This is a genomic window from Terriglobus sp. RCC_193, assembly GCF_041355105.1.
Lineage (GTDB): Bacteria > Acidobacteriota > Terriglobia > Terriglobales > Acidobacteriaceae > Terriglobus.
The window spans coordinates 23,290-47,320 of record NZ_JBFUPK010000004.1; the positions used below are offsets into that span (position 1 = coordinate 23,290).

The 24,031-nt window shown below is 56.4% G+C and carries 15 protein-coding genes; 11 read left to right on the forward strand and 4 right to left on the reverse strand.

All coding sequences use genetic code 11. The annotated features are described in order from the left end of the window. Position 1: 1 nt before the first annotated feature. The 3 genes from AB6729_RS17045 to AB6729_RS17055 are packed head-to-tail and all read right to left on the reverse strand — an operon-like array spanning position 2 to position 6,608. A complete protein-coding gene (locus tag AB6729_RS17045; RefSeq protein WP_371082857.1) occupies positions 2 to 1,243 on the reverse strand; it encodes a hypothetical protein in 1,242 nt (413 codons plus the stop codon). Beyond that, the gene (gene treS, locus AB6729_RS17050) at positions 1,240 to 4,476 is read right to left on the reverse strand and encodes a maltose alpha-D-glucosyltransferase (RefSeq protein WP_371082858.1); all 3,237 of its coding nucleotides are present in this window, start codon (positions 4,474 to 4,476) and stop codon (positions 1,240 to 1,242) included. Before treS ends, AB6729_RS17045 begins: the two co-directional genes overlap by 4 nt. Then, complete coding sequence (locus AB6729_RS17055) at positions 4,473 to 6,608, reverse strand: alpha-1,4-glucan--maltose-1-phosphate maltosyltransferase (protein ID WP_371082859.1); 2,136 nt, start codon at positions 6,606 to 6,608, stop codon at positions 4,473 to 4,475. Before AB6729_RS17055 ends, treS begins: the two co-directional genes overlap by 4 nt. Before the next feature lie 430 nt (positions 6,609 to 7,038). Here AB6729_RS17055 and treY point away from each other — a divergent pair, with 430 nt between their 5' ends. From treY to AB6729_RS17075, 4 genes are all read left to right on the forward strand, one after another. Further along, positions 7,039 to 9,759 carry a malto-oligosyltrehalose synthase gene (treY, locus tag AB6729_RS17060; RefSeq protein WP_371082860.1) on the forward strand — a complete coding sequence of 907 codons (2,721 nt, stop codon included), beginning with the start codon at positions 7,039 to 7,041 and terminating at the stop codon, positions 9,757 to 9,759. A 57-nt stretch (positions 9,760 to 9,816) separates the two neighbouring features. After that, a complete protein-coding gene (gene treZ, locus AB6729_RS17065) occupies positions 9,817 to 11,583 on the forward strand; it encodes a malto-oligosyltrehalose trehalohydrolase (protein WP_371082861.1) in 1,767 nt (588 codons plus the stop codon). A 153-nt stretch (positions 11,584 to 11,736) separates the two neighbouring features. Further along, the gene (locus AB6729_RS17070; protein WP_371082862.1) at positions 11,737 to 12,963 is read left to right on the forward strand and encodes a DUF5666 domain-containing protein; all 1,227 of its coding nucleotides are present in this window, start codon (positions 11,737 to 11,739) and stop codon (positions 12,961 to 12,963) included. Positions 12,964 to 13,054: 91 nt separating this feature from the next. Beyond that, entirely contained in the window at positions 13,055 to 16,054 is a 3,000-nt protein-coding gene (locus AB6729_RS17075) for a carboxypeptidase regulatory-like domain-containing protein (RefSeq protein ID WP_371082863.1), read from the forward strand. Between the two features lie 63 nt (positions 16,055 to 16,117). On the opposite strand, the gene AB6729_RS17080 is transcribed toward AB6729_RS17075, so the two are convergent. After that, complete coding sequence (locus AB6729_RS17080; protein WP_371082864.1) at positions 16,118 to 17,470, reverse strand: aldehyde dehydrogenase family protein; 1,353 nt, start codon at positions 17,468 to 17,470, stop codon at positions 16,118 to 16,120. Between the two features lie 208 nt (positions 17,471 to 17,678). Here AB6729_RS17080 and AB6729_RS17085 point away from each other — a divergent pair, with 208 nt between their 5' ends. From AB6729_RS17085 to rlmD, 7 genes are all read left to right on the forward strand, one after another. Beyond that, positions 17,679 to 18,164: a nucleoside deaminase gene (locus AB6729_RS17085; protein ID WP_371082865.1), complete on the forward strand. Its 486-nt coding sequence runs from the start codon at positions 17,679 to 17,681 to the stop codon at positions 18,162 to 18,164. A gap of 5 nt (positions 18,165 to 18,169) precedes the next feature. Then, positions 18,170 to 19,462, forward strand: a complete 1,293-nt coding sequence (locus AB6729_RS17090; RefSeq protein WP_371082866.1) for a homoserine dehydrogenase — start codon at positions 18,170 to 18,172, stop codon at positions 19,460 to 19,462. 125 nt (positions 19,463 to 19,587) lie between these two features. Beyond that, positions 19,588 to 20,451 (forward strand): carboxylating nicotinate-nucleotide diphosphorylase, encoded by an 864-nt coding sequence (gene nadC / locus AB6729_RS17095; protein ID WP_371082867.1) that lies wholly within the window; start codon positions 19,588 to 19,590, stop codon positions 20,449 to 20,451. 4 nt (positions 20,452 to 20,455) lie between these two features. Beyond that, positions 20,456 to 21,259, forward strand: a complete 804-nt coding sequence (locus AB6729_RS17100; RefSeq protein WP_371082868.1) for a biotin--[acetyl-CoA-carboxylase] ligase — start codon at positions 20,456 to 20,458, stop codon at positions 21,257 to 21,259. A 30-nt stretch (positions 21,260 to 21,289) separates the two neighbouring features. After that, positions 21,290 to 22,114 carry a type III pantothenate kinase gene (locus tag AB6729_RS17105; RefSeq protein WP_371082869.1) on the forward strand — a complete coding sequence of 275 codons (825 nt, stop codon included), beginning with the start codon at positions 21,290 to 21,292 and terminating at the stop codon, positions 22,112 to 22,114. 7 nt (positions 22,115 to 22,121) lie between these two features. Further along, entirely contained in the window at positions 22,122 to 22,820 is a 699-nt protein-coding gene (locus AB6729_RS17110; protein ID WP_371082870.1) for a hypothetical protein, read from the forward strand. Positions 22,821 to 22,823: 3 nt separating this feature from the next. Then, complete coding sequence (gene rlmD, locus AB6729_RS17115) at positions 22,824 to 24,029, forward strand: 23S rRNA (uracil(1939)-C(5))-methyltransferase RlmD (RefSeq protein ID WP_371082871.1); 1,206 nt, start codon at positions 22,824 to 22,826, stop codon at positions 24,027 to 24,029. Positions 24,030 to 24,031 lie beyond the last annotated feature (2 nt).

The window sequence follows — 24,031 nt, forward strand, 5'->3', positions numbered from 1 at the left end:
GCTATGGATTGAAACGATCTGGCCATCGCCAACGAGAAACCAGATAGGGCTTGTCTGCCTCGAAGGCGCGTACAAGAGTCTCTGGGGGATTTTCTGTGCTGGAGTTGGCTTGTATGTGTGATGCAACCCAGGCCAGATACAGCGGGGTGAGCGCACCCAAAAGGTGACCGCGGTTAATCGTACGCAGACGGTGCGCCAGCACAAAGTCATAGACGATGCGCACCCATAATGTATCTGGCATGGTGAAACTCTCCGCAGGCAGACGGGACAGATGTTTCAAGCCAAGAAGTGTTTGTGGCGGTAGCACAAGCGACCACAGCTCATGCAGGTTGCCGTAGCCGATGCGGAAACTTTCAATCAGCTCTGAAATCTCTTCTGGTGATACAGACGGAGCAGGAAGGTTGACATCGGGAACGCTGCCGATGGAATGCATGATGGTTGCTGGACGCGTACGTTGCCAATAGCTGGCCTTGGTTTCAATTTCTGTGAAAAGTGACGCGGTCAGCACACCCAGGATGGTGGCAAGATCAGCAGTGGATGGATGCGGTATTTCGCGAACACCTACGGAAACATCGGCAACAGAGTATCCTGCGGCTGCAGCTTCCACGGTTGGCCATAGCAGGGCATCCGGTTGTCCTGCCGCAGTTTGCTGTTGTGCGGCTGTGGCCATGCGTTCGGCTGCGCGCGTGGAAAGAGCAAGATCCAGCGCCATGGGGAAGGCATTTCGCACGCCGAAGAGTGCGCGTGTCAGTGGATGAAGAATGGCTGCGTTAATCAAGCCATCATGCGGTCCAATGCTGTAGCGGGGAAGAGCCACATCCGCCTTTTCGGTAAGGACGGCTTCCAGCAAACCTCGCATGGCAGAGGGTGACATTGAGTGTGCTTCAGCGCCCAGCAGCATCCCGCACGATGCGTTGTGCGCGCGCATAACTTCATGCAGGCTCAGGTATGCTGCAGCGGTTTGCACGACCAGCGTGTGCATGTTCGCGAGCGATGGATACGGTTGGAGCGACAGACCATCCTGATGCCATGAGGCAGCTTCGGGATCGGAAACGGGATAAGCAATCAGCGTGGATGCAGCGCGATCGCCAAGAGCCTCACGTAACACTGTTAGAAGCGGCTGCAGATGATCGATGGGAGCGTCGGCGTACCATGACCCAAGGCAGATGACGGTTTCTGTGCCTACGTCATGGCTCGCAACCTGTGATTCCATGCGCATCTCCATGGCTGCGGTGGTACTCATGCCCGGCCTCCTGTCATATCCAGCAGACCAAGTATGCCAGCGAGTGGAATAGCAATCCAGTCGGGCCGATTATTTACCTCATAAATGATCTCGTAAAGCGCTTTTTCCAGCAGGTAGGCGCGCAGCAGGACCGCTTCCACTTCCGTGGAGGGATGTGACAACGAGCCAGTGGCCTGGTGATAACCCTCCAGGAATGCATTGGCTGCGTTGTGTTCCCACGCATCGCGCTGCGTCGAAGGCGGCGTTCCAAAGCCTGCGGCAGCCGCGTAAGAGAATGAACGCAGCATACCCGCCACGTCGCGCAGGGGCGATTGTTTCATCCTGCGTTCTTCGAGCGAACGGGCTGGCTCCCCTTCAAAATCGAGCAGGATGAAGTCATCTTTTGTACGAAGAACCTGACCGAGATGGTAATCGCCGTGGATGCGTATCCGGATCCCCGCTTCTGCTGCCGGAAGATGGCGAAGGCTTTCCGCAAGTGCCAGCATGTCGTCTCGCCGACTGATGAGCGTTGCCACTGCTGGCAGTAACGCATCCGACAGTTTCGCGAAACTGGTTTTAAATGCGTCGATGGCAACGGTGATCTGCGATTCCAACCGTGTCGCGTCGCGGTCCAGCGTGGCAGCGTTGGTGGTTTCCACTGTGAATGCGGGATTGTCCGTGGGTGTGGCGAGTGCGCGATGCATCTCGCCGGTGCGCTGCCCCAGCAATCGGATGGCATCGGTGTATGCGGAACTATCGGATGATTGATGGATCTGCGACAACGTCCATTCCCATCCATCACCCTCGTTCGCTACCAGACCCTGCAGTAGACCGAGTGTGGTTGGCACGCCATCCTTTGGGGTGTAAAGCAGCTCTCCGGCGAACGGAGCAATGTGCTGGAAATGTGCGTTTTCTGTAAGGAAGCGGCCGATTTCCGCGTCAGGGTTTTCACCAGGCTGCAGCCTGCGAAACAACTTCAGAATGAACGTGGCACCGTAAAGCAGCGACGAGTTACTCTGCTCCGCGGAAGCTCTGCGCGATGCGATTTCCGCATCCTTTGTGCGCAGCGATGCAAACGCGGAACTGCGTTTGCCCGTGAGGGTTCCTTTGCCCTCTGCAGCCAGTGTCTGCTCTGCTTCGATAATGCGGAGTAATTCCTGCCGAACTTCTTCAATGAAAAGGCCATCGACCAGCGCTCCGCCTGCCGCTGCTCCCATTTGTGCTGCGGCAATGATGCTTTGTGGCGATTCTGCGCGAAGCACATCCACCCGCTCACCTGAGATATACGCAGCGGGAAGCGTGTAGAGATCGCTGTCACCTTCGACATAATCGATCCCAAGAATCAGGATTGCCGCGTCAAACCGCTGAAGCGGAACGCTTCCCTTAATATGAACGGCTTTGATGGTGCGTGCTTTCGCGCCGAACCATCGTTGCGTCAGCAGAAACTTAGGCAGGAACGTTTCCTGCAGCAGTTCTGCTCCCGCTCCGGTGATAGCACTCTGCAGATTACCGGCGGGCAGAACAAGCTCGGCAATCTGGGCATCGATGGAGGATGGCACTTCTGACTCGTCCAGTGGAGCGGGCTGCAGTTCCAGCCACAGGAAGGCGTAGGGGCCAAGCGTCACGGGATAGGGTTCATCGGTGATCCTGGGAAACGAGACGTATCCCAGCATCTCTACGGGAATCATCCCTTTGAAACGCGATAGATCGAGCGTCACCGGCTGCGCAAAGCGGGAGAGATTGGCTACACACACCACACGTTCTGAATCGTATTCACGCAGGTAGGCCAGCACTTTGCGATTTTCCGGACGTAGAAACTCCTGTGTGCCGCGACCGAATACCTGGAATAGTTTGCGCAATGCAATCATGTTGCGCGTCCAGTGCAACAGAGAGGAAGTATCGCTCTCCTGTGCTTCCACGTTGATCGCCTCATAGCCCCAGATGGGGTCCATGATCACAGGGGAGTAGAGTTTCGCAGGAACGGCACGGCTGAAACCCGCATTGCGATCGCTATTCCATTGCATGGGTGTGCGCACACCGTTGCGATCGCCCAGGTAAATGTTGTCGCCCATGCCGATCTCGTCGCCGTAATAAAGAATCGGAGTGCCGGGGAAAGAGAGCAAGAGCGAATTCAGTAGTTCGATGCGACGGCGATTGTTATCCAGAAGCGGAGCAAGGCGGCGGCGAATGCCCACATTGATACGCATACGTGGGTCTGCTGAATAGGCAAGGTACATGTAGTCGCGCTCGTCATCGGAGACCATCTCCAGCGTGAGCTCATCGTGATTGCGCAGGAAGATGCCCCATTGGCAATTCGATGGAATGTCCGGTGTGCGCGCCATGATTTCTGTGATGGGCAATCGGTCTTCCTGGCGCAGTGCCATATAAATGCGGGGCATCAGCGGGAAGTGGAAAGCCATGTGACATTCATCCCCATCCCCAAAGTAAGGTCGCACATCTTCCGGCCACATGTTCGCTTCCGCAAGAATCATGCGGTTTTCATATTCCGATTCCATGACTGCGCGAAGTTCCTTGATGACTAAGTGAGTCTCAGGAACGTTTTCGCAGGAGGTTCCATCACGCTCGATAAGGTAGGGGATTGCGTCCAGGCGGAGGCCATCAACGCCCATATCCAACCAGTAACGCATAATGTCGGCAACTGTTTCGCGCACCACGGGATTATCAAAATTCAGGTCGGGCTGATGCGAAAAGAAGCGATGCCAGTAGTATTGGCCGGCAACGGGATCCCATGTCCAGTTGGATTTTTCTGTGTCGGTGAAGATGATGCGGACGCCCTCGTAAAGCTTGTCCGTATCGCTCCACACGTACATCTTGCGTTCGGGCGATCCGGCTGGTGCATTGCGTGCGGCCTGGAACCACGGATGCTGATCGCTGGTGTGATTGATGACGAGCTCGATCATTACCTGCATACTGCGTGCATGTGCAGCAGCAAGAAATGCCTGAAAATCATTGACGGTACCGTAGGCAGGATTAACGCTCAGGTAGTCAGAGATGTCGTACCCATCATCCCGTTGCGGCGAGGGAAAGAAGGGCAGCAACCAGATGCATGTGACACCCAGCTCCTGCAGATAATCCAGTTTTCCCATCAGGCCGGGAAAATCGCCGATGCCGTCGTTGTTACTGTCGGCAAAAGCCTTCACATGCAGTTCGTAGATGACCGCGTCTTTGAACCAGAGCGGATCAGTGGCGCTGCCGGATTTCTTTCTTTTCGGACGTACTATGGATGCGCTCAATCTTCGGTACTCTCCGCGGCGGTATGTTCGGAAAGATGCTTGGGATGCAGTAACAGGATGTGTGCCGGCATTTTCTCCGGACTCAGGCTGACGTAGTTATAAGACCCTTGCCACAGATACGTCTCGCCCGTGAGCAGGTCGTGCGCTTCGTACTCGCCCGCCAGCGGCATACCAAGTTCCGTCAACTGCAGATCTGTCCATCCAATCTGCGTCTGGTGCGGATCAAGGTTCACAATGGTCAGCACCACGTCGTCGCCTACCCGTTTGCTGTAGGCAATGAGCGAATCATTGCTGATGCCGTGGAAGTGGAGTGAATCGTTGGTCTGTAATGCCGGATGTGCGCTGCGCAGGCGGTTCAGCAGTGTGATCAGCGGTGCAATGGAAACTGGATCGCTGCGATCCCATGCGCGGAGCTGATACTTTTCGCTGTCCATATACTCTTCGCTGCCAGGTTTCGCTGGCACGTGCTCGCACAATTCATAGGCCGGACCATAAATGCCGTAGCTGGCGCTGAGCGTGGCGGCAAGGATGACGCGCTGTTGAAACGCCGCACGACCTCCTTTTTGCAGGAACTCGACCAGAATGTCTGGTGTATTCGGCCACAGGTTAGGACGGAAGAATTCGCTGACAGGAGGCGTTGTGATCTCCTGCATGTATTGCGTCAGTTCCTGCTTCTCCGTCCGCCATGAGAAGTAGGTATAGCTCTGCGTATAGCCCGCCTTCGCCAGCCCATACATTACGTGTGGGCGTGTGAAGGCTTCGGCCAGAAAGATTACTTCGGGATGCGTCTGTCGAATTTCGGCAATGCACCACTCCCAGAAGGGAATCGCCTTGGTATGCGGATTATCCACTCGGAAGATTTGTACACCCTTCTCAATCCAGAACAGAAAGACGCTGCATAATTCCTTCCACAGAGCACGCCAGTCGTCTGACTCGAAGTTGATGGGATAGATATCCTGATATTTCTTCGGAGGATTTTCAGCATATTGAATAGTGTGGTCCGGACGGATTTTGAACCAGTTGGGATGTTCACGAACCCACGGATGATCGGGCGCGCACTGGAACGCAATGTCGAGCGCAATTTCCAGATTCAATTTCTGCGCTGCACCAATGAGTTGTTCGAAGTCGGTGAAGGTCCCCAGTTCCTGCAGGATGGCTTTATGGCCTCCATCGCGATTGCCAATGGCCCATGGACTTCCCACATCATTCGGCGCTGCAAAGATGGAGTTATTCCGGCCCTTGCGAAAGGCCGTGCCGATGGGATGTATCGGCGGAAAGTACACGACGTCGAATCCCATTGCGGCTATGTCCGGCAACAGTGCTATTGCATCGCGCAGCGTGCCATGTTCACCGTTGTGGCCACACGAGCGCGGAAAAAATTCATACCACGTGGAGTAACGTGCGCGTTCACGATCGACCCACAACGGAAGTTCCTTCGAATAAGTAGCTGCGAAGTTTAAATCCGGATATTGAAGCGCCAGCAGAATGATGTCATTGCTGAGAGGGAACTCATAGAATTCCGCATTTTTTTCGGCCAGATAACGCAGAGAGCTTGCTGCACCTTTCAACGTCTGCGCGTTAGTGGCGCGTGCACGTGCCGAGGCCTGATCGAGCAGTATGGCGCCAGTGCGAAGTGCTAGTGCGATGTCAGTTACAGGACGCGGTGTGGCCGTTCCATTTGATGATCTTGCAGGTGCTTTCAGGTCTTCCAACGCAACCGTATTTTCATCAGAGGCAGTCCCGCCTTCGTTTTGCTCAGGGCCGCCGGGCAGTTCCGTGGGATGGGGTTCTGGTGTCTGCGCGTCGATTCGCTTGTGGAGGTCATGGACCCATGTGCCGAAGTGGTCGACCCATGCCTGAACGCTGTAGACCCAAGGGCCAATGGCATCCGCGATAAATTCTGCTTCCCACACATCATTGTCACGTTCCAGAAATGGTGTGGTGCGCCAGGCATGTTCTGATGTGCGTCGGTAAAGAAGTTTTGCAGCGACGTGGTCGTGCCCGTCAGAGTAAATTGCGGCTGTGATACGAATTCGGTCGCCTACGATGCGCTTTACTGCATGGCGTCCGCAATCCACCTGCGGTTGCACATCTTCAATGATGACGCGGCTGCGGCCTTCCTTCGGCTTCAAGCAACTCCTCCTTGCGGTTGTAATGCAGACATCTCCTGTAGAGCGCCGGTGGCATTCACAGGGAAGTTCTTTCCTCTCCTAAAGATGCGGACGAGGGAGTAGATGTTTGCTTGTTTCGATCCGTATATCGCTTTCCACTGAGAGAGACTCGTAAACAAGGGAATGCACAAGATCCACTGCGCTCCATTCGCATTGAAGACTACGCCCAAACGGGTGATTGCGAAACAGAAGGGTCTTCCTGGCAACGAAGTTTTGAGTATGTGGCGTGTTGAGAGTCGGCGCAGAGTGGCGGTGACTGCCGCCGACTGACGTTGCCACAAGTACGCCAAACAACTCATGCCCTGCAGGCAGCACCTAAAGGAGAGAACCAAAGGATCAAACAAAGAAGGCTGCCGCAGTGCGCGGCACGGAGCAGCCTGCATAGGAGACGATGCGCACACCGCTATCTACATATCGCCTGCAGTTGCATGCCGGATTTACATTTTCCCAGGCCATTGCAATTGCGGAGTATCTTCGTGATCTCGGCATTTCCCACGTGTACAGTTCACCCTACCTTCAGGCGGGCAGCGGCTCCACGCATGGTTATGACGTGGTGGACCATCATCGTGTGAACGCGGAACTGGGGGGCGCAGAGGGGCATGAGGCGTTCTCGAAGAAGCTGGGAGAACTTGGCTTAGGCCAGGTGTTGGACATTGTGCCGAACCATATGTCTGTGGACCGCACGAATCGCATGTGGTGGGACGTTCTGGAGAATGGACCCTCCAGTCGCTTTGCCACTTTTTTCGATATCGACTGGAACTCCGCAGAAGAGAAGCTGCGCGATAAAGTGCTGATGCCGGTACTTGGTGATCAGTATGGTCGCGTGCTGGAAAAGGGTGAAATCCATGTAGATCGCGATGGAGTGGAATTCACAGTGCGTTATGGTGAGCAGGAGTTTCCCGTGGCGCCGCAGTCCCTGTCGAGTCTTCTTGGACGTGCCGCAGAGCTTGCACCATCTGACACGCTGAATTTTCTGGCCGTTTCTTTCGCGCGTTTGCCTGCTCCTGATTCCACGGACCGCAGTGCGCAGCTTGCACGGCATCGCGATAAACAAGTGCTGCTTGGATTGCTGCAACGACTGTGTCGTGAAGAAGAAGCCATCTGTCGTTCGATTGATGAAGCGCTCGCAGAACTGAACGGGAATGTTGATGCATTGGACGAAATCCTGAACGCGCAGAATTTTCGCCTTGCTTATTGGCGCACATCCGACCAGGAGCTTGGATATCGCCGCTTCTTCGATGTCAATTCGCTCATTGGTCTTCGCATGGAGCGTGAGTATGTCTTTGAAGAGACGCATGAATTGATCCTGTACTGGTTGGACAAGGGCGTGCTGGACGGTGTGCGCATCGACCACCCAGACGGTTTGCGTGATCCCAAACAGTACCTGGAACGTTTGCGGGCGAGTTCTCCTCATGCATGGATCGTGGTGGAGAAAATCCTGGAGCCAGGTGAATGGCTGCGGCAGGACTGGCCTGTGCAGGGGACAAGCGGCTATGACTACATGAACCTCTGCAACGGTCTGCTAGTGGTTCCTGATGGATTGCGCAGAATCGATGCCATCTATCGTGACTTCACGAACGAACATGAGAGCTACGCCGATGTCATGTTCGAGAAAAAGTCCAAGATCGCACAGGAAACATTGGCCAGCGATGTGAACCGGTTGGCGAACATTTTTGTGGCTATTTGTGAGAACAATCGCGACAGCCGCGACTATACACGCGCGCAGATTCGACGCGCGATTCGCAACGTTGCGGCATGTTTCGATATCTATCGAACCTACGTGGTGTGGACGCCAGATCGACAAGAGATTGCAGACGAAGATCGCCAGCATATTGGTAAAGCGATAGAAGAAGCAAAGCGCCGGAAGCCAGATATCGACGCTGGTTTGTTCGATTTCATGCAAGACATTCTGACGCTGAAGGTGACGGGAAAGCTGGAAGGTGAATTCGTCGCACGTTTCCAGCAGTTCACGTCGCCCATTATGGCCAAGGGCGTGGAAGATACGGCCTTCTATACGTTCAATCGACTTACCTCGTTGAATGAAGTGGGTGGTGATCCCGGAGCAGATGGCAACAGCGTGGAGAAGTTTCACGCTTACAACACGCACATGCAGGCGACCTTTCCAACGACGATGTTGACATTGTCCACGCATGACACCAAACGAGCGGATGATGTGCGTGCAAGGATTGCCGTGCTGGCGGAGATGCCTGCGCGCTGGGCTGCGAAAGTGAAACGATGGTCACGCGTCAACGCGAAGTATCGTACCGGTGCATACCCTGATGCGAACACGGAGTATTTTCTGTACCAGACGCTGATTGGTGCATGGCCTATTCCGGAAGACAGGCTGAAGCAGTATATGCAGAAGGCCATGCGGGAAGCGAAACGTGTTACGTCGTGGCTGGCGAATCATCAGGCCTATGAGGAGGCGCTGAACCGGTTCATTGAACAGATTCTGAACGACGCTTCATTTATTGCCGAAGTGGAATCGTTCGTACAGCGTATTCGCCGCGACGGATGTGTCAATTCGCTGGCCCAGACACTACTGAAATGCACGTCGCCGGGCGTTCCTGATCTGTATCAGGGGGCCGAGTTATGGGATTATTCGCTGGTTGATCCAGATAATCGCAGACCGGTCGATTACGATCTGCGCCGCAATATGCTTGCGGAACTTCGGGCGCTGTCGCGTGAAGATGCAGCCCGTTTTGCGCTGGAGCATTTTGAACAGGGATATCCCAAGTTGTGGGTCATTCTGGAGGCGCTGCAGGTTCGTTATGAGCGCCCGGCATCGTTCGATCAGTCGGCCACGTACGAACCGCTCCTGCCAGCGGGACAGAAGGCAGACCATGTGATTGCCTATATCCGCTCGGGCGATGTGATCACCGTGGTGGCGCGTTTTCCGCATCGGTTGGATAACAACTGGAGCGGGACGGTATTGCCATTGCCGCCGGGCAGGTGGACGGATCGTATGACGGGGCGTGTGCACAGCGGTGGAGCGCAGATTCGCATCAGCACACTCCTGGATGATTTTCCTGTTGCGTTGCTGGTGCGTGACAGTGAGACGACCGATGGCCGTGATGTGAGAAAGACATATGGCCGTGACCTGGCTGCCTGATAGCCGAGACATTTGGAAAACGGGAAGCGGCGCATGAAGAGCCGCGGGAAGGGATAGATGATGCATCATTTTTCGGTTTGGGCGCCGCGACGTAACAAGGTATCTGTGCGCGTGGATGGCGTGGATTATCCAATGGGGGGACCGTCGCCGCGCGGTTTTTGGAAGACCGACGTGGAGGCAGCAGGTCATGGCAGTAACTATGCCTTCTTACTCGATGATGATCCACGCCCCTATCCTGATCCGCGTTCTCTCTGGCAGCCAAAGGATGTGCATTCTGAATCGCGTGTGCTGGACCATTCCCATTTTCCATGGACAGACGATAAGTTCCGCCCCATCCCTCTACCTTCTGCGGTGATCTATGAAATGCACGTAGGCACATTTACAAAGGAAGGAACGTTCGATGCGGCGATTGGAAAGCTCGACTATCTTTTCGAACTGGGTATTACCCATATCGAACTACTTCCCATCTCATCGTTTGAGGGGAAATTTTCGTGGGGCTATGACGGTGTATCGCCTTATGCACCGGACGAAACATACGGCGGTCCTGATGGTGTGAAGCGTTTTGTAAACGCATGCCACGCGAAGGGACTTGGCGTAATTCTGGATGTGGTGATGAACCACTTCGGGCCTGCAGGCAACTACACGCAGATGTTTGGCCCGTATTACACAGATCGTCATCACACGCCGTGGGGTGCGGCGATCAATCTGGAAGCAGGCGGCAGCGACCAGGTGCGCCGTTTTTTCATCGACAACGCGATCCTGTGGCTGCGGGATTACCACTTTGACGGTCTGCGGCTGGATGCCGTGCATGAATTGATTGACCGTTCCGCGATGCATTTTCTGGAGCAGCTCTCACGTGAGGTGGAGGACCTGTCAGCATCGCTGGGGCGCTGCCTGTTCCTGATTGGCGAAACCGATCTGAATGACCCACGTTTTGTCACGCCGCGAGAGGCGAATGGGTTTGGTCTGGATGCGCAGTGGAGTGACGATTTTCATCATTCGCTGTTCACACTGCTGCGCCACGAGCCGCATGGCTACTTCGAAGATTTCGGCACCATTGAAAATCTGGCGACCACGCTTCAGCAAGTCTTTCTGTACGACGGCCGCTACTCCCGCTTTCGCCAACACAATCATGGGCGGCAGATTCACAAAATCAGCTTTCACCGCTTCCTGGGTTACATCCAGAACCATGACCAGATCGGCAATCGCGCGCACGGCGAACGGCTGGAACATCTGGTGGGTATGCGGAAGGCGAAGCTGGCTGCAGGCGTTGTCATGACAGCTCCGTTCCTCCCGATGGTGTTTATGGGGGAGGAATGGGCCGCTTCCACACCGTGGATGTATTTTGCGGATTTCCAGGATGAACAACTGCGCGAGGCAGTGCGAGATGGCCGCAAGAAAGACTTCCAGGCCTTCGGATGGTCAGAGAATGTACCCGATCCGGGCGATGTGAAGACGTTTGAGGCTTCCGTGCTGAACTGGAACGAATTGCGGGAACCGAAGCATGCCGAGATGTATCGCTGGTATCGCGATCTGATCCATCTCCGCCGCAGGATGCTGGCTTTGAATCTCGGCGATTTTGGCCGCATGGCAGTGCATTGCAATGAAGATGAGCGCTGGATTTACACGGATCGTGGCAATGTGCGGACGATGATCAACTTTGCCGAAACCGCGACCAGCTTCGCTGTGGAACCCGGATCGGAACTGCTGTTGTGCAGTGATATCGTTCCGGAGCGGAGGGAGGACTGTGTTCAGCTTCCACCGCTGAGCATGGCTGTGTACCACTGGCCGCCGCAGCCGCTGGACCAGGACCCGCCGGAATAAATAGCGGGCCGGGATGTTGAGATGACAGGTTGCGCCGATTTTTGCCAGAAATAGCTTTTTCTAACGAAACTTTCACAAGACACGTCCGTATTTCTAAGTGAGTACAGGATTTCCTCATTCTGGGAAGAGCCTTTCATCATTGGGAGCAGGACGTTGAACCATCGCTGGATGCAGTCGGGAACGATACAAACGATTTCACGGAGACTGGCTCTGGCCGCCGTCATGGGCGCTGTGATCGCGCCCTTGGCATGGACTTCTATCGCCTCTGCGCAGACTGCACCCGCTGCAGGCCGCGTGTTGGGCACGGTAAAGAACATCTCCGGCAACACTCTTACCGTGGCTCCGGATGGGGGCGCTGCTCCTATGACGGTAACGGTAGGAGACGGTGCGCGGATTCAGCAGAGCGCCGACATGAAGACCGTATCGGCTGCGACGCTGGATCAGCTTGCCATAGGTGACCGTATTCTGGCGACGGGAACGCCGGGTGACGGCGGAGCGCTCACGGCCACCCGTCTCATCATGATTAAGTCAGCGGCCATTGCGCAGCGCAATGCGGCTTCGCAGGCAGACTGGGCAAAACGGGGCTCGGGCGGCATCGTGAAGTCGGTGGATGCCGGCGCAAACACGATTGCCATCAGCTCCGGCAAAAAGGATGTCACCGTTACGACGACCGGTAACACGATCTATCGCCGTTATGCTCCGGGGTCGGTGAAGTTTGAAGAAGCACAGCCGAGTGCGCTGGCCGCTATCCAGCCAGGAGATCAGCTCCGTGTACGTGGTGACAAATCTCCAGACGGTGCGAATATCACCGCTGATGAGATCGTGTCCGGTACTTTCAAGAATCTTTCAGGCACCATCGTTTCCATTAATGCTGTTGCGAATAGTTTTGTGATCAAGGATCTGGCTACCAAGAAGAACGAAACGGTCATCATCAGCGATGCCAGCGATCTGCATGCGATGCCTCCGGAGATGGCGGCACGGTTTGGTGGCGGCGCGGCGGGTGCCCGACGCCCTGGCGCGGGCGGCGAAGCCCCTGCGGGTGGTGCGCAGGCTGGCGGTGAGCGTCCGGCGGGTGGTCCTCCCTCTGGTGGCCCCCCGGCTGGTGGTTTTGGCGGACGTCCGGGTGGCCCTGGCGGACGTGCTGCTGATTTAGCTACCATGATTCCGCGTCTTCCCAAGACAACCCTGGCTGCACTGAAGCCGGGAGAGGCCCTGATGATCGTGGCCTCGGGCAATGGCACTGCCGGTCCGTTTACGGCAATCACGCTGCTGAGTGGCGTGGAACCCCTGCTGACCGGACCTGCGGGCAGCGAGATGACAATTTCGCCCTGGAGCCTTGGCTCTGGCGGCGGCGAGGGTGGTGGTGGCGGACCGCAATAGCGTTGCGCCCCCCAACCGCGAGATAGAACAATCAACTCTTGTGCTGCGGCGGGAACTCCGAAGCATTCACACTTAACCTTCTTTGAGGGTCATGATGAACTTTTGCCTTTCAAGCTCTCGACGCCTGTCGATTGCGATTCTTTCGGTAAGCCTCGCAGGCGCCGCCACTCTACATACACCCCTGATGTATGCGCAGACCGCTGCGTCCGCCACGGTCACCGGATTTGTGCTGGATCCGGATCAGGCTGCGATCCCCGGCGCTACCGTGACGCTGACGCCCGCGAAGGGCCAGGCGCTGGTTACCACCTCCGGTGCAGATGGTGCTTACACCTTCCGCAATGTTCCGGCTGGAACGTATTCGGTAACCGTCACCATGCAGGGTTTTGCTTCGTTTGTCCGCCAGGGTGTGCGGGTGGGAACGGCAACCGTCAATCTCAACACGGCCATGACGGTTCAGGCGGAGTCCACGGAAATCAACGTGACCACGCAGAACACGCAGGTGTCCACGGATCCTGATTCCAATGGCAGCTCGGTTGTTATCAAGGACAAGGATCTGGAAGCGCTGTCGGACGATCCGGACGAGCTTTCGAGCGAGCTGTCGGCGCTGGCCGGTCCTTCTGCAGGCCCGAACGGCGGGCAGATTTACGTGGACGGCTTTACAGGCGGCACGCTTCCGCCGAAGTCCTCCATCCGCGAAATCCGTGTGAACCAGAACCCGTTCTCGGCGCAGTTTGATAAGCAGGGCTTTGGCCGCGTGGAAGTGTTCACGAAGCCGGGTACGGACAAGTATCACGGCAACTTCAGCCTGCAGGGCAACGACAAGTCGTTCAACACGTCCAGCCCGTTCCTTGGTTCCGCGAACCAGCAACCGGATTATCACCGCATCTTCTTCATTGGATCGTTGACTGGCCCGGCGACCAAGACCAGTTCATACTCCATCGCGGGCAGCTACCGCGATATTGAAGACAACAGCATCTTCGCCGGACAGGCCATTACCTCGAGTCCAACCTCCCCTGTGCTGTGCCAGCCGGGCGATCTTACCTGTGCTCTGAATCAGTACCCGGATGCGTCACGTGCCACGTTCCATCCGCAGAAGCGCTGGGACCTGACGCCGCGTTACGACGTGGCACTGGGCGAGAAGAACACGCTGACGATCCGCTATCAGTTTGAGCACAACTCCTCGAATAATGCTGGCCTTGGTTCCACATCGCTGAACACTACGGCGTATAACAGTGCAACCCACGAACATCAGCTCACTATCAGCGATACACAGATCATCAGCAGCAAACTGATTAATGAAACGCGTCTGCAGCTGGTTCGCCAGATCACTTCGCAGGCACCGCTGAACACTTCGCCTACCCTGACCCTGACCGGCTATTTCAGCGGTGGCGGTTCCAGCGCAGGCACGCAAAACAGCACGAACGATCACCTGGAGCTGCAGAACTACACTTCAATCGCCCTGCAGAAGAACTTTATCCGTGCGGGTATGCGTCTGCGTGTCTTCCGTGAAGCGCTCTTCTCCAATGCAGGCTCGAACGGTACGTTCACCTACGGACCGACCTCTTCCTGCACAACCAGTACCATCGGCACGACCACCTGCACGCCCGTGACGTCGGACTACAACTACATCCACGGTCAGCCGTTCCAGTATCGCGTTACCACGATTAACAATCCGCGTGCGGAACAGTCTCTGGCAGATGTGGGCTTCTATGCCGAAGACGACTGGAAGATCAAGCCGAACATGACGCTGAGCTACGGCGCACGTTTGGAATCGCAGAGTGCCATTAACAGCAAGGCCGATATCGCTCCGCGTGTCGCACTTTCCTATGGCATTCCTTCGAAAAAGGGGAATCCTGTAACTGTGATTCGCGCCGGGTGGGGTATCTTCTATGACCGCTTTGATCTGAGTGATGTTATCCAGACACAGCGTCAGAACGGTATCAACCAGATAACCAATATCTATGGTGCGGGTCGCAACCCGGACGGCAGTGTTGCCGCAATCACGACAGGATGCGGTCCTTCGAATACGACTGCTTGTGGCACTGGAACGGTTGGTTCGAAGACGATTTATCAGCTTGGTCCAAATCTGCGTTCTTCCTACAACATGCAGATGGCCCTGGGCGTGGACCAGCAGATGGGCAAACGATCCACGATCTCGTTCAACTACCTGAACACGATCGGCGATCACATGTACATGTCGCGGTCGATTCCGACAGCATCCGGAAACTACGTGTACCAGTACCAGTCCGGTGGCGTGTATCGCCAGAACCAGATCATCGTGAACGTGCGCACACAGCTTAGCCCGCGTTTCTCGCTCTTCGGTTTCTACACCTACAGCAACGCGAAGGCGAATACAAATGGCGCGGATTCCTTCCCGACAGATAGCCTGAATCCAAGGACGGACTATGGTCGTGCACTGTTCAATGCAACGAACCGTGTCTTCCTCTTCGGTAACTGGAATGCGCCGTACGGAATCAACCTGAGCCCGTTCTTCAGCGTGAACTCTGGCAGCCCGTACAACATCACGACCGGAACGGACGTGAACGGCGATACCGTCATCAATGACCGCGCCGGTTTCGCCAACGGAGTTTCCGCAGGCTGCAAGACGGCTACGGACTTCATCTCTACCGGTATTACTTCCGCAAACCGCGTTCCCCAGGGCTATTGCACCGGGCCGTCGAACGTGCAGGGCAACCTGCGTATCGTGAAGGTCATCGGTCTTGGAGCCAAGACGGGCGCTGCGGCGCGTCGTGGTGGTGACCAGGCGGCCAGCAGTGGTCCGCAGGGGCCGCCGCCGGGCGGTGGTGGCGGATCGCGCGGTGGTGGTGGCGGTGGTCGTGGACCTGGTGGTCCAGGCGGCTTCGGTGGCGGTATGTCCTCGGGCCACAGGTACACACTCAGCGTAGGCGCTCAGATTCAGAACCTGTTCAACTACGTTCCGTACTCCACGCCCAACGGTTCGCTGAGCTCATATAACGCGGACCCTTCGAAGAACCTCTTCGGCAAGTCCACTTCGTTGTCCAGCATGGGGCCGGGCGGAAGCTCTGCCGCAGTCCGTACCATCACCCTGCAGATGAGCTTCAACTTCTAATCTGCGAGGGAATAGAAAGAGGCGCATCCCGAGGGGTGCGCCTCTTTTGTTTGTTGAAACGGGCTATTTGCCCAGCAACACGGTCTTGGCGACCAGAAATTCCCGGATGCCCTGCGATCCCAGTTCGCGCCCATATCCGGATCGTTTCGCGCCGCCTACCGGAAGTCTTGGATCATCCGCCGGAAGCGCATTCAGCGCCACAAATCCGGCGTCCACACCGTGGATGAGCTGTTGTTGTTCCGCAGGCTCTTTCGTCCAGACAGAAGCAGCTCGCCCCAGGGGGGTGTCATTTGCGATGGCGATCGCATCCTGCAGATCGTGCGCCCGGAACAAGAGGCAGACCGGGCCAGAGAACGCATCGCGTGCCACAGCAGAGTTTCGTGGGACATCGGCGAGCAGTGTCGGTTCAAAGAAATTACCGCGACCCACCATACGTGTTCCGCCTGTCAGAACACGTCCACCAGCGGTCACCGCTGCCTTCACCTGTTCTTCCAGAAGCGTTACTGCGTCCGATGTCCCCAAAGGCCCCACACGTGTTTCTTCTCGCATAGGATCGCCTACGGACAGCGATTCCACGGCGCCGATGAGTCGCCCCATTACTGCGGTGTACATCTCAGAGTGCACGATCATGCGCCGAATGCTGTCGCCCTTACCAATGGCGTCGATGACAGCGGCAATCGCAGCGTCCTGATCTGCTGAGGGCATTACGATCATCGGATCGTTGCCGGGAAGATGGAGAACGCTTTTCTTCAGTTGCCATCCGGCCTTTGCTGCCAGGGCGCGTCCGGTGGCTTCCGTCCCACATACAGATACCGCGGCAACGTAATCGTTTGCCAGTGCAGTCTCCACCAGGCTGTCTTCGATCAGCAGGGCCGTAAGCGCGCCGCGCGGAAATCCGGCGCGGCGTACCAGGGCTTCAATCTGCAGCGAGCATTGCGGAACGCTTGCTGCGTGTTTCAGCAACACCGCATTCCCCGCAATCAGCACCGGTACACAAAAGCGGAACGCATGCCAGAACGGCGACTGCCACGGCAGCACGGCCAGCACCACACCGATGGGACTCCACTGCACATAGGCGTGCTCGCCCTCTCCGGGCAGGAGTTCAGGAGCGAGCAACCGTACGGCGTGGTCTGCATAGTAGCGGCAGGTATCCGCGCATCGGGCCACTTCCTTCGCAGATGCTGCGATGGTTTTCCCTGTCTCCTGCGTGATGGTGCGCGCCAGCTCCACGCCTTCCTCATCCAGAAGAGAAGCAAGTTTTCGCAGGCATAGCAGGCGGTGCTCTAGGGGGAGCGCGCGTTGGAGTGTGGCTGCTTCATGGGCCTGCGCAATGCGTGCCTGCAGCGCATCTTCGTCCCACGTCGCAAAGGTGCGGAGTGTATCTCCTGTTGCCGGATTAAGGGACTGCAGTGGCATCAAACTCCTCGGCCGTTAAATCTGACGGTATACCGGTAACAGCGTGGCATACCTGTTCCCATCGCATCTACGGTAGCAAAGCCAGTCCACAGGCGGCTTTCTGTGGTGGCGGCAGGCTCAAAGGTCTATAGTAACGGGCCGCATGCGACATGGCCCTGAACTCGCCATTCTCATGGCGCCCTGCGATACTTAAGTGGAGGCATTACAGATGAGCAATACCGTTTCTCCCGATCCGAAGTTCATGCGCATGGCAATTGAGCTGGCCACAGACAATGTCATCTCGGGGAACGGTGGGCCGTTCGGTGCGGTGGTCGTACGCAATGGCGAAGTGATTGCTGCTGCCGCAAACACCGTAACATTTGCCAACGATCCTACGGCGCACGCCGAGGTAAACGCGATCCGGGCAGCGTGTGCGAAGCTGGAGACCTTCCAGCTTGAGGATTGCGACGTCTACACCTCATGCGAACCCTGCCCCATGTGCATGGCGGCGCTCTACTGGTCGCGTTGCCGGGCGGTGTACTACGGAAATACCAAGGCTGACGCTGCGGCGGTGGGGTTCGACGATCAGTTTCTGTACGAAGAGGTCAATCGGCCGCTGGAACAGCGCCGCATTCCGTTTCAACGCATGTTGCCGGGTGAAGCTATCCGCTCGTTCCAGGCATGGCAAAACAGCAATGAAAGGATCGATTACTAAACACTATGGCGAAGCAGACTGCGGCAAGCGCGGCAACAAAGGTTGCAATCCTCGGCTTCGGCACGGTGGGATCGTCGGTGGCGCAGTTATTGCGTGGCCAGAAGTTCCCGGGTATCGAACTGACACACATTTACAACCGTGGCGTGGAACGCAAACGCACCGGCGCAACGGCAAAGGGACTGCACAGCGGCATTGTGTGGACTGAAAATATCCAGGACATCCTGAAGTCAGATGTCGATGTCGTTATTGAGACCATTGGTGGTATCGACCCCATTGAAGGGTGGTTGCGCAAGGCTCTCAGCAGCGGTAAGCACGTAGTGACTGCGAACAAACAACTGATTGCCTACAAGGGCGCGGGCCTTGCCAAACTGGCGCGCGAGAACAACCGCGTGCTGGTTTATAACGCTGCGGTTGCCGGTGGTGTCCCGGTCATTCCTGCCACGCTGCATGGCCTGCAGGGCGATCGCATTACGCGTCTCAGCGGCATTCTGAATGGCACCTGCAACTTCATGCTGTCGCATATGGAGCGGGGAGCTGAATATGCAGATGTGCTGAAACAGGCACAGGCCGCCGGCTATGCAGAGGCCGATCCTACGGCAGACGTGGATGGTTACGATGCGCGCGCAAAGCTGTGCATCCTGGTGCGCGCTGCCATGCAGATTGGTATCAACCCCGATGACGTTCCAGCCCAGACCATTCGCAATGTCAGCGCAGTGGACTTTGCCTATGCGAAGGAGCTTGGCTGTACCGTACGGCAGATTGCGCGTGCGGAGCTTCGCGGTGGCGTGCTGCGCGCTCGTGTTGCGCCCATGCTGGTGCCGAAGAGTTCGCCGATCGCGTGGTCGCATGGCACGCAGAACATGGTGGTAACGTCCGGTGAGTTTGGCGGGGACGTAGTCTTTAGCGGGCATGGGGCAGGTGGTAATCCGACGGCTGTGGCCATCGTCAGCGATCTGCTGGCCGTGGTGCATGGATCGAATTCGGTTGCACTCCCAGTCAAGAAAAAGTCCGTCACCGGAGAGTTTCTGGCGCCGCATTATCTTCGTTTCATCGTGCGGGACAAGCCCGGTATCGTATCGGCAATCTCCGGTGCGCTGACGAAGGTCGGAGCGAACATTGACAGCATCCTGCAGCGGCCCGGATACCCGAAGGATGCACTACCTTTTGTTGTCACCACGGAACCAACGTTGACCTCTACAGTGGAAGCCGCCGTGAAAACTATTGCCAAAATGAATACGATGCTGGAGGCGCCACTGTGCCTGCAGATGCTGGTGGAAGACGATCGGGCCGAAGACTAGCCGAGGCGTATTCTGACTCATGGAGCGGCGCGCATTGCCGTTGTGGCATCTTTACCGTAGGATGCGCTGTGCACCTTTAGGATTGTGATCGGATGGACTGGAAAAGCAGAAAAGTTGCAGCAATCGTGGAAGCCGCACTTGCGGAAGACAAAGCCACCAGCGATGTCACAACAGCGTTGGCGATTGATCCGGATCTGCGCGCTTCTGCAGCGATCCTTGTACGACAGGACTGCATCATCTGCGGTCTGGGCGTGATCGGGACAGTCTTCGATGCATTTGCTGCCATGCAGGCGCGCAGTGGACAGAAGAGCAGTGGGCGCTATGAAGTCATCAGTCACTCGGAGATGTTCGACGGCGTACGTGTGCGGAAAGGTCAGACCGTGGCCGTCATCCGGCATTCCGCGGCGGCCATCTTTTCCTGCGAACGCGTCATCCTGAACCTGATGCAGCGCATGAGCGGTATTGCCACGTTGACCAGTGAATTTGTGCAGCTTACGCAGGGAACGCGTGCGAAGATCCTGGATACGCGTAAGACGGTGCCCGGTTTACGTCTGCTGGACAAATACGCCGTGACTTGCGGTGGAGGCGCGAACCATCGTCTGGACCTGCAGGATGGCATCATGCTGAAGACCAGCCACGTGGTCATCGTGGGAAGTGTTACAAAAGCAGTTCAGAAAGTGGCGAACGCCCGCAAGCCGGGGCAGAAGATTGAAATTGAAGTCCGCAGTCTGCAGGATGCGGAAGATGCGGTTGCGGCGGGGGCCGACGCCCTCCTGCTGGTAGGTCTGTCACCAAAGCAGACGATCGAAGTGGTAGAAGTCATGCGGGCAAAAGCGCCGAAGGTGGTGCTGGAAGTGGCGGAACATATTTCGCTGGAAAACGCGCGCGAGTACGCAGAAACCGGTGTGGATTTCCTTTCGGTTGGTGCTCTCACGCGGTCGTCCGTTGGTGTGGATTTGAGCATGCGCATCACGGCGGATGTGTACTGACGCAATGGGCAGCTTCGATGTGGATGGTGTGAACGAAGCCTTGCAAGGCACCATTTTCCACGGCAGACTGCAACACTTCGTCACCATCGGAAGCACCAACATACAGGCGCTTGCCGATGCACAGGCTGGTATAGAAACCGGCCAGGTTTACATTGCCGACGAGCAGACCACAGGGCGTGGACGCGGCGGTCATACGTGGCATTCGGAGCCAGATCGTGGACTGTATCTGACCATGCTGGTGCGTCCCGCGCTGCGAAGCTCCGACGTATTGAAGCTTTCCATGGTTACAGCGCTGGTGGCGATTGAAGCCGTTGCGGAAGTCACGGCATCGCGCATCATGGACATTCGCTGGCCCAACGATCTGGTGATTGGCGCGAATCCTGCGCGCAAAGTGGGCGGCATCCTTACGGAAGCTGTTTCCAAACCATCCGGTGAACTCCGCCATGCTGCCATTGGCATTGGAATCAACCTGAATCAGACGGAATTTCCTGTGGAGCTTGCTGATGTCGCAACATCGTTGCGTCGCGAACTAGGGACAAGTGTCAGCAGGGAAGAACTTGCCGTCTCTCTGCTTCTGCAAATGGATAAAGAGCTTGGGCGACTCGATTCGAATAGCAACGAGACAGAAGATGTCTTCCATCGCGTTGAACGCGAAAGCACGTGGATACGCGGCAAGCGCGTTCGCGTTGCCGAGGAGGAAGGCTATACTGGCACAACCGCTGGACTCACGACCGAGGGCCTTCTGCGTATTCATTGCGACAATGGCACGGAGCGCGTGGTGCGTCACGGCGGGGTCCGCGAGTTGTGAATCAACCGACGACAAGCAGGGAGTGAAGAAATGCTGCTGGCGATCGACGTAGGCAATACGAATACAGTGCTGGGGCTCTACCGCCCGGCCACATCGGAAGCACCCGCAGCACAAATACACTGCTGGCGCATCGCAACCCCTGTACAGCGCACTTTGGATGAACTGCGGATGGTACTTCGCGGTCTGTTCATCATGGATGGCGTAGATATTGCGACGGTCACTGGCGTTGCGATCTCGTCCGTCGTTCCGCCGATCGATTCTCTCTTCCGCGAGGTGATTGAAAAGCTCTTCGGCATGAAGCCGCTGTTTGTGGAGCCTGGTGTGAAGACAGGGCTTCCGGTGCTCGTGGATAATCCGGCTGAGGTTGGCGCAGACCGCATCGTGAATTGCGTTGCAGCCTTTGAACGCTACGGCGGGCCGACTATCGTTGTGGATCTTGGCACCGCGACAACTTTTGATGTGATCTCGCAACGCGGCGAATATCTGGGCGGAGCAATTGCCCCGGGAATTGGCATTAGTGCAGATGCGTTGTTTGAGCGTGCGGCAAAACTCGGTCGTGTGAACATTCGCAAGCCAGGTAAGGTGATCGGTACCAACACGGTCGACCACATTCAGATCGGGTTGTATTACGGTTATATCGGCTTAGTCGATGGAATCTGCGAACGCATGATTGCAGAGTTGGCAACGGAGACGAAGGTCATTGCCACAGGCGGCTTTGCCAAGATGCTGGCGGAAACTTCAAGGACGATTCGCCACGTGGACGAGAACCTGACGCTGGATGGTGTTCGTCTGATTTACGAGCGCAATCAGGACCGTGTGCGCCGCCGTGCTATAGCTACACAGCGCCCGGAGTAGATGCGCGTTGCTGAATTACTTCAATTACTTCACAGAGATTGAAACCCGTTTCCAACAGCGCAGAGGAACCCTTCTGTTGCTCAGTACGCTGGATTGGGCATTGATTGAAATGTGGAGAGAGGCGGGTGTGCCTCTGGAAGCCGTGTTGCAGGGCATCGACGATGCGTTTGATAAATACGACCAACGCACACAGAAAACTGCTGGACGGCTTCGTAAGGTCAACGGTCTTGCGTGGTGTGCGCAGGCCGTTATGTCAGCGACCGAAGCCATGCGAGATGCTGCTGTGGGCGCGGCAAAGCCTGCTGTAACCGCGGCAGAAAGCGGCTTTCAGCCACAGCGCATTGCAGCCTACCTTCGACAGAATGCGGCAATGTTGGAATCTCAACCAGATGCTGCATTCCTCTCGCTTGTGCAGCGACTGCGTACTCTGGCGGATGAGGTGGAGACAGAATCGCCGCCCTCCACTGAAGATTTGGAGATAACGCTCACAGCCCTGGAAGAGCGTATGTTTGCTGCGTTGATGCTTTCTGCTACGGAGGATGAGGTAGTGGCTCTGCGTGCGCAGGCAGCGCGGGAACTGGCTCCGTATCGCGGCAAAATGTCGGCAGTCCAGTTGAAGCAGGTGACTGAGCAATTCGTCCACAAGCGCCTGATGGAAGCGCGCGGCGTATCGCGCCTGAGCCTCTTTTACATGAGCGTTGAATAAGCGATGAGACACGCCACACAAGTCGCGCCAGAGCAGACGCTCCTCGCCATCACAGAGGCCATGCCGCAGCGAATCGCCGCGCGTTGTCAGCATTTTGGTCAATGCGGCGGATGTCAGTTGCAGGATATTCCTTACGAAGATCAACTCATTGCAAAGCAGACCATGTTATTGGACGTGCTACATGCGGCGGGCATCGCTTCTGTTCCTGCAATCGAAGTCCACAGTGCCGAACCGTGGTCTTACCGCAATCGGATTCGCTTGCGCATTCATGATGAGAACATCGGTTACAGCCGTCGCGGTAGCAATGTTTTTCTTCCGATCGATGAATGTCCCATCGCTTCTCCGTTGCTGATCCGCATGGCATTACGGATGCGCGCTCTTGTCCATGAAGGAAAACTTCAATGGCCAGAAGGCGTTGTTGCAATGGAACTCTTCACTGACAGTGAAGAACGCGGCGTGCAATTATCTATGCATACCGATGCAGTGGTGACAGAGGTAAGTCGCAATGCGCCCGCGCAACTTCGGCTCCTCTGCGATACAGTGCGTCATGAATTTCCTCAACTCCTTGGAGGCGGTCTCTCCGCAGCTGCACCGGACAAGACACAATCCAAACGTGTGCAGACCACGCAGCGCATTGAAATTGCTCGCTGGGGAGAGTCGCAGCTGACCTACCACGTTGCGGGGAACGCCTATCGCATTACGCGCAATGCCTTTTTTCAGGTGAATCGTTTTCTCACTTCCGAGATGGTGAATGTAGTCGTCGATCATCGTAGCGGGCGCCTTGTTTTCGATCTATTCGCAGGCGCCGGGCTTTTCTCTGTCCCTTTGGCAATGCGTTTCGATCAGGGAACCTCGGTAGAGATTGGTGAGCCAGCGGTATCCGATCTGACGTTGCATCTCGCAGCATTTGAGCAGCAGCGTGTAGCACATGCCACGGTTCAGGATTTTCTTGCGCGTGCCTCTGTTACGCCTGACCTTGTTGTGATGGATCCTCCGCGTGCCGGTGTTTCCATGCCAGCATTGCGATCACTTCTGAAGATGCTGCCAGGCGAAATCGTGTATGTATCCTGTGATGTCGGCACCTTTGCACGTGACGCACAAACGCTACTGGAAGGTGGCTATACTTTCGCAGAGTTGCATCTTCTGGACTTGTTTCCGCAGACATTCCACACAGAAACCATAGCCGTGTTTCGGCGCGAGACCGTGTGACA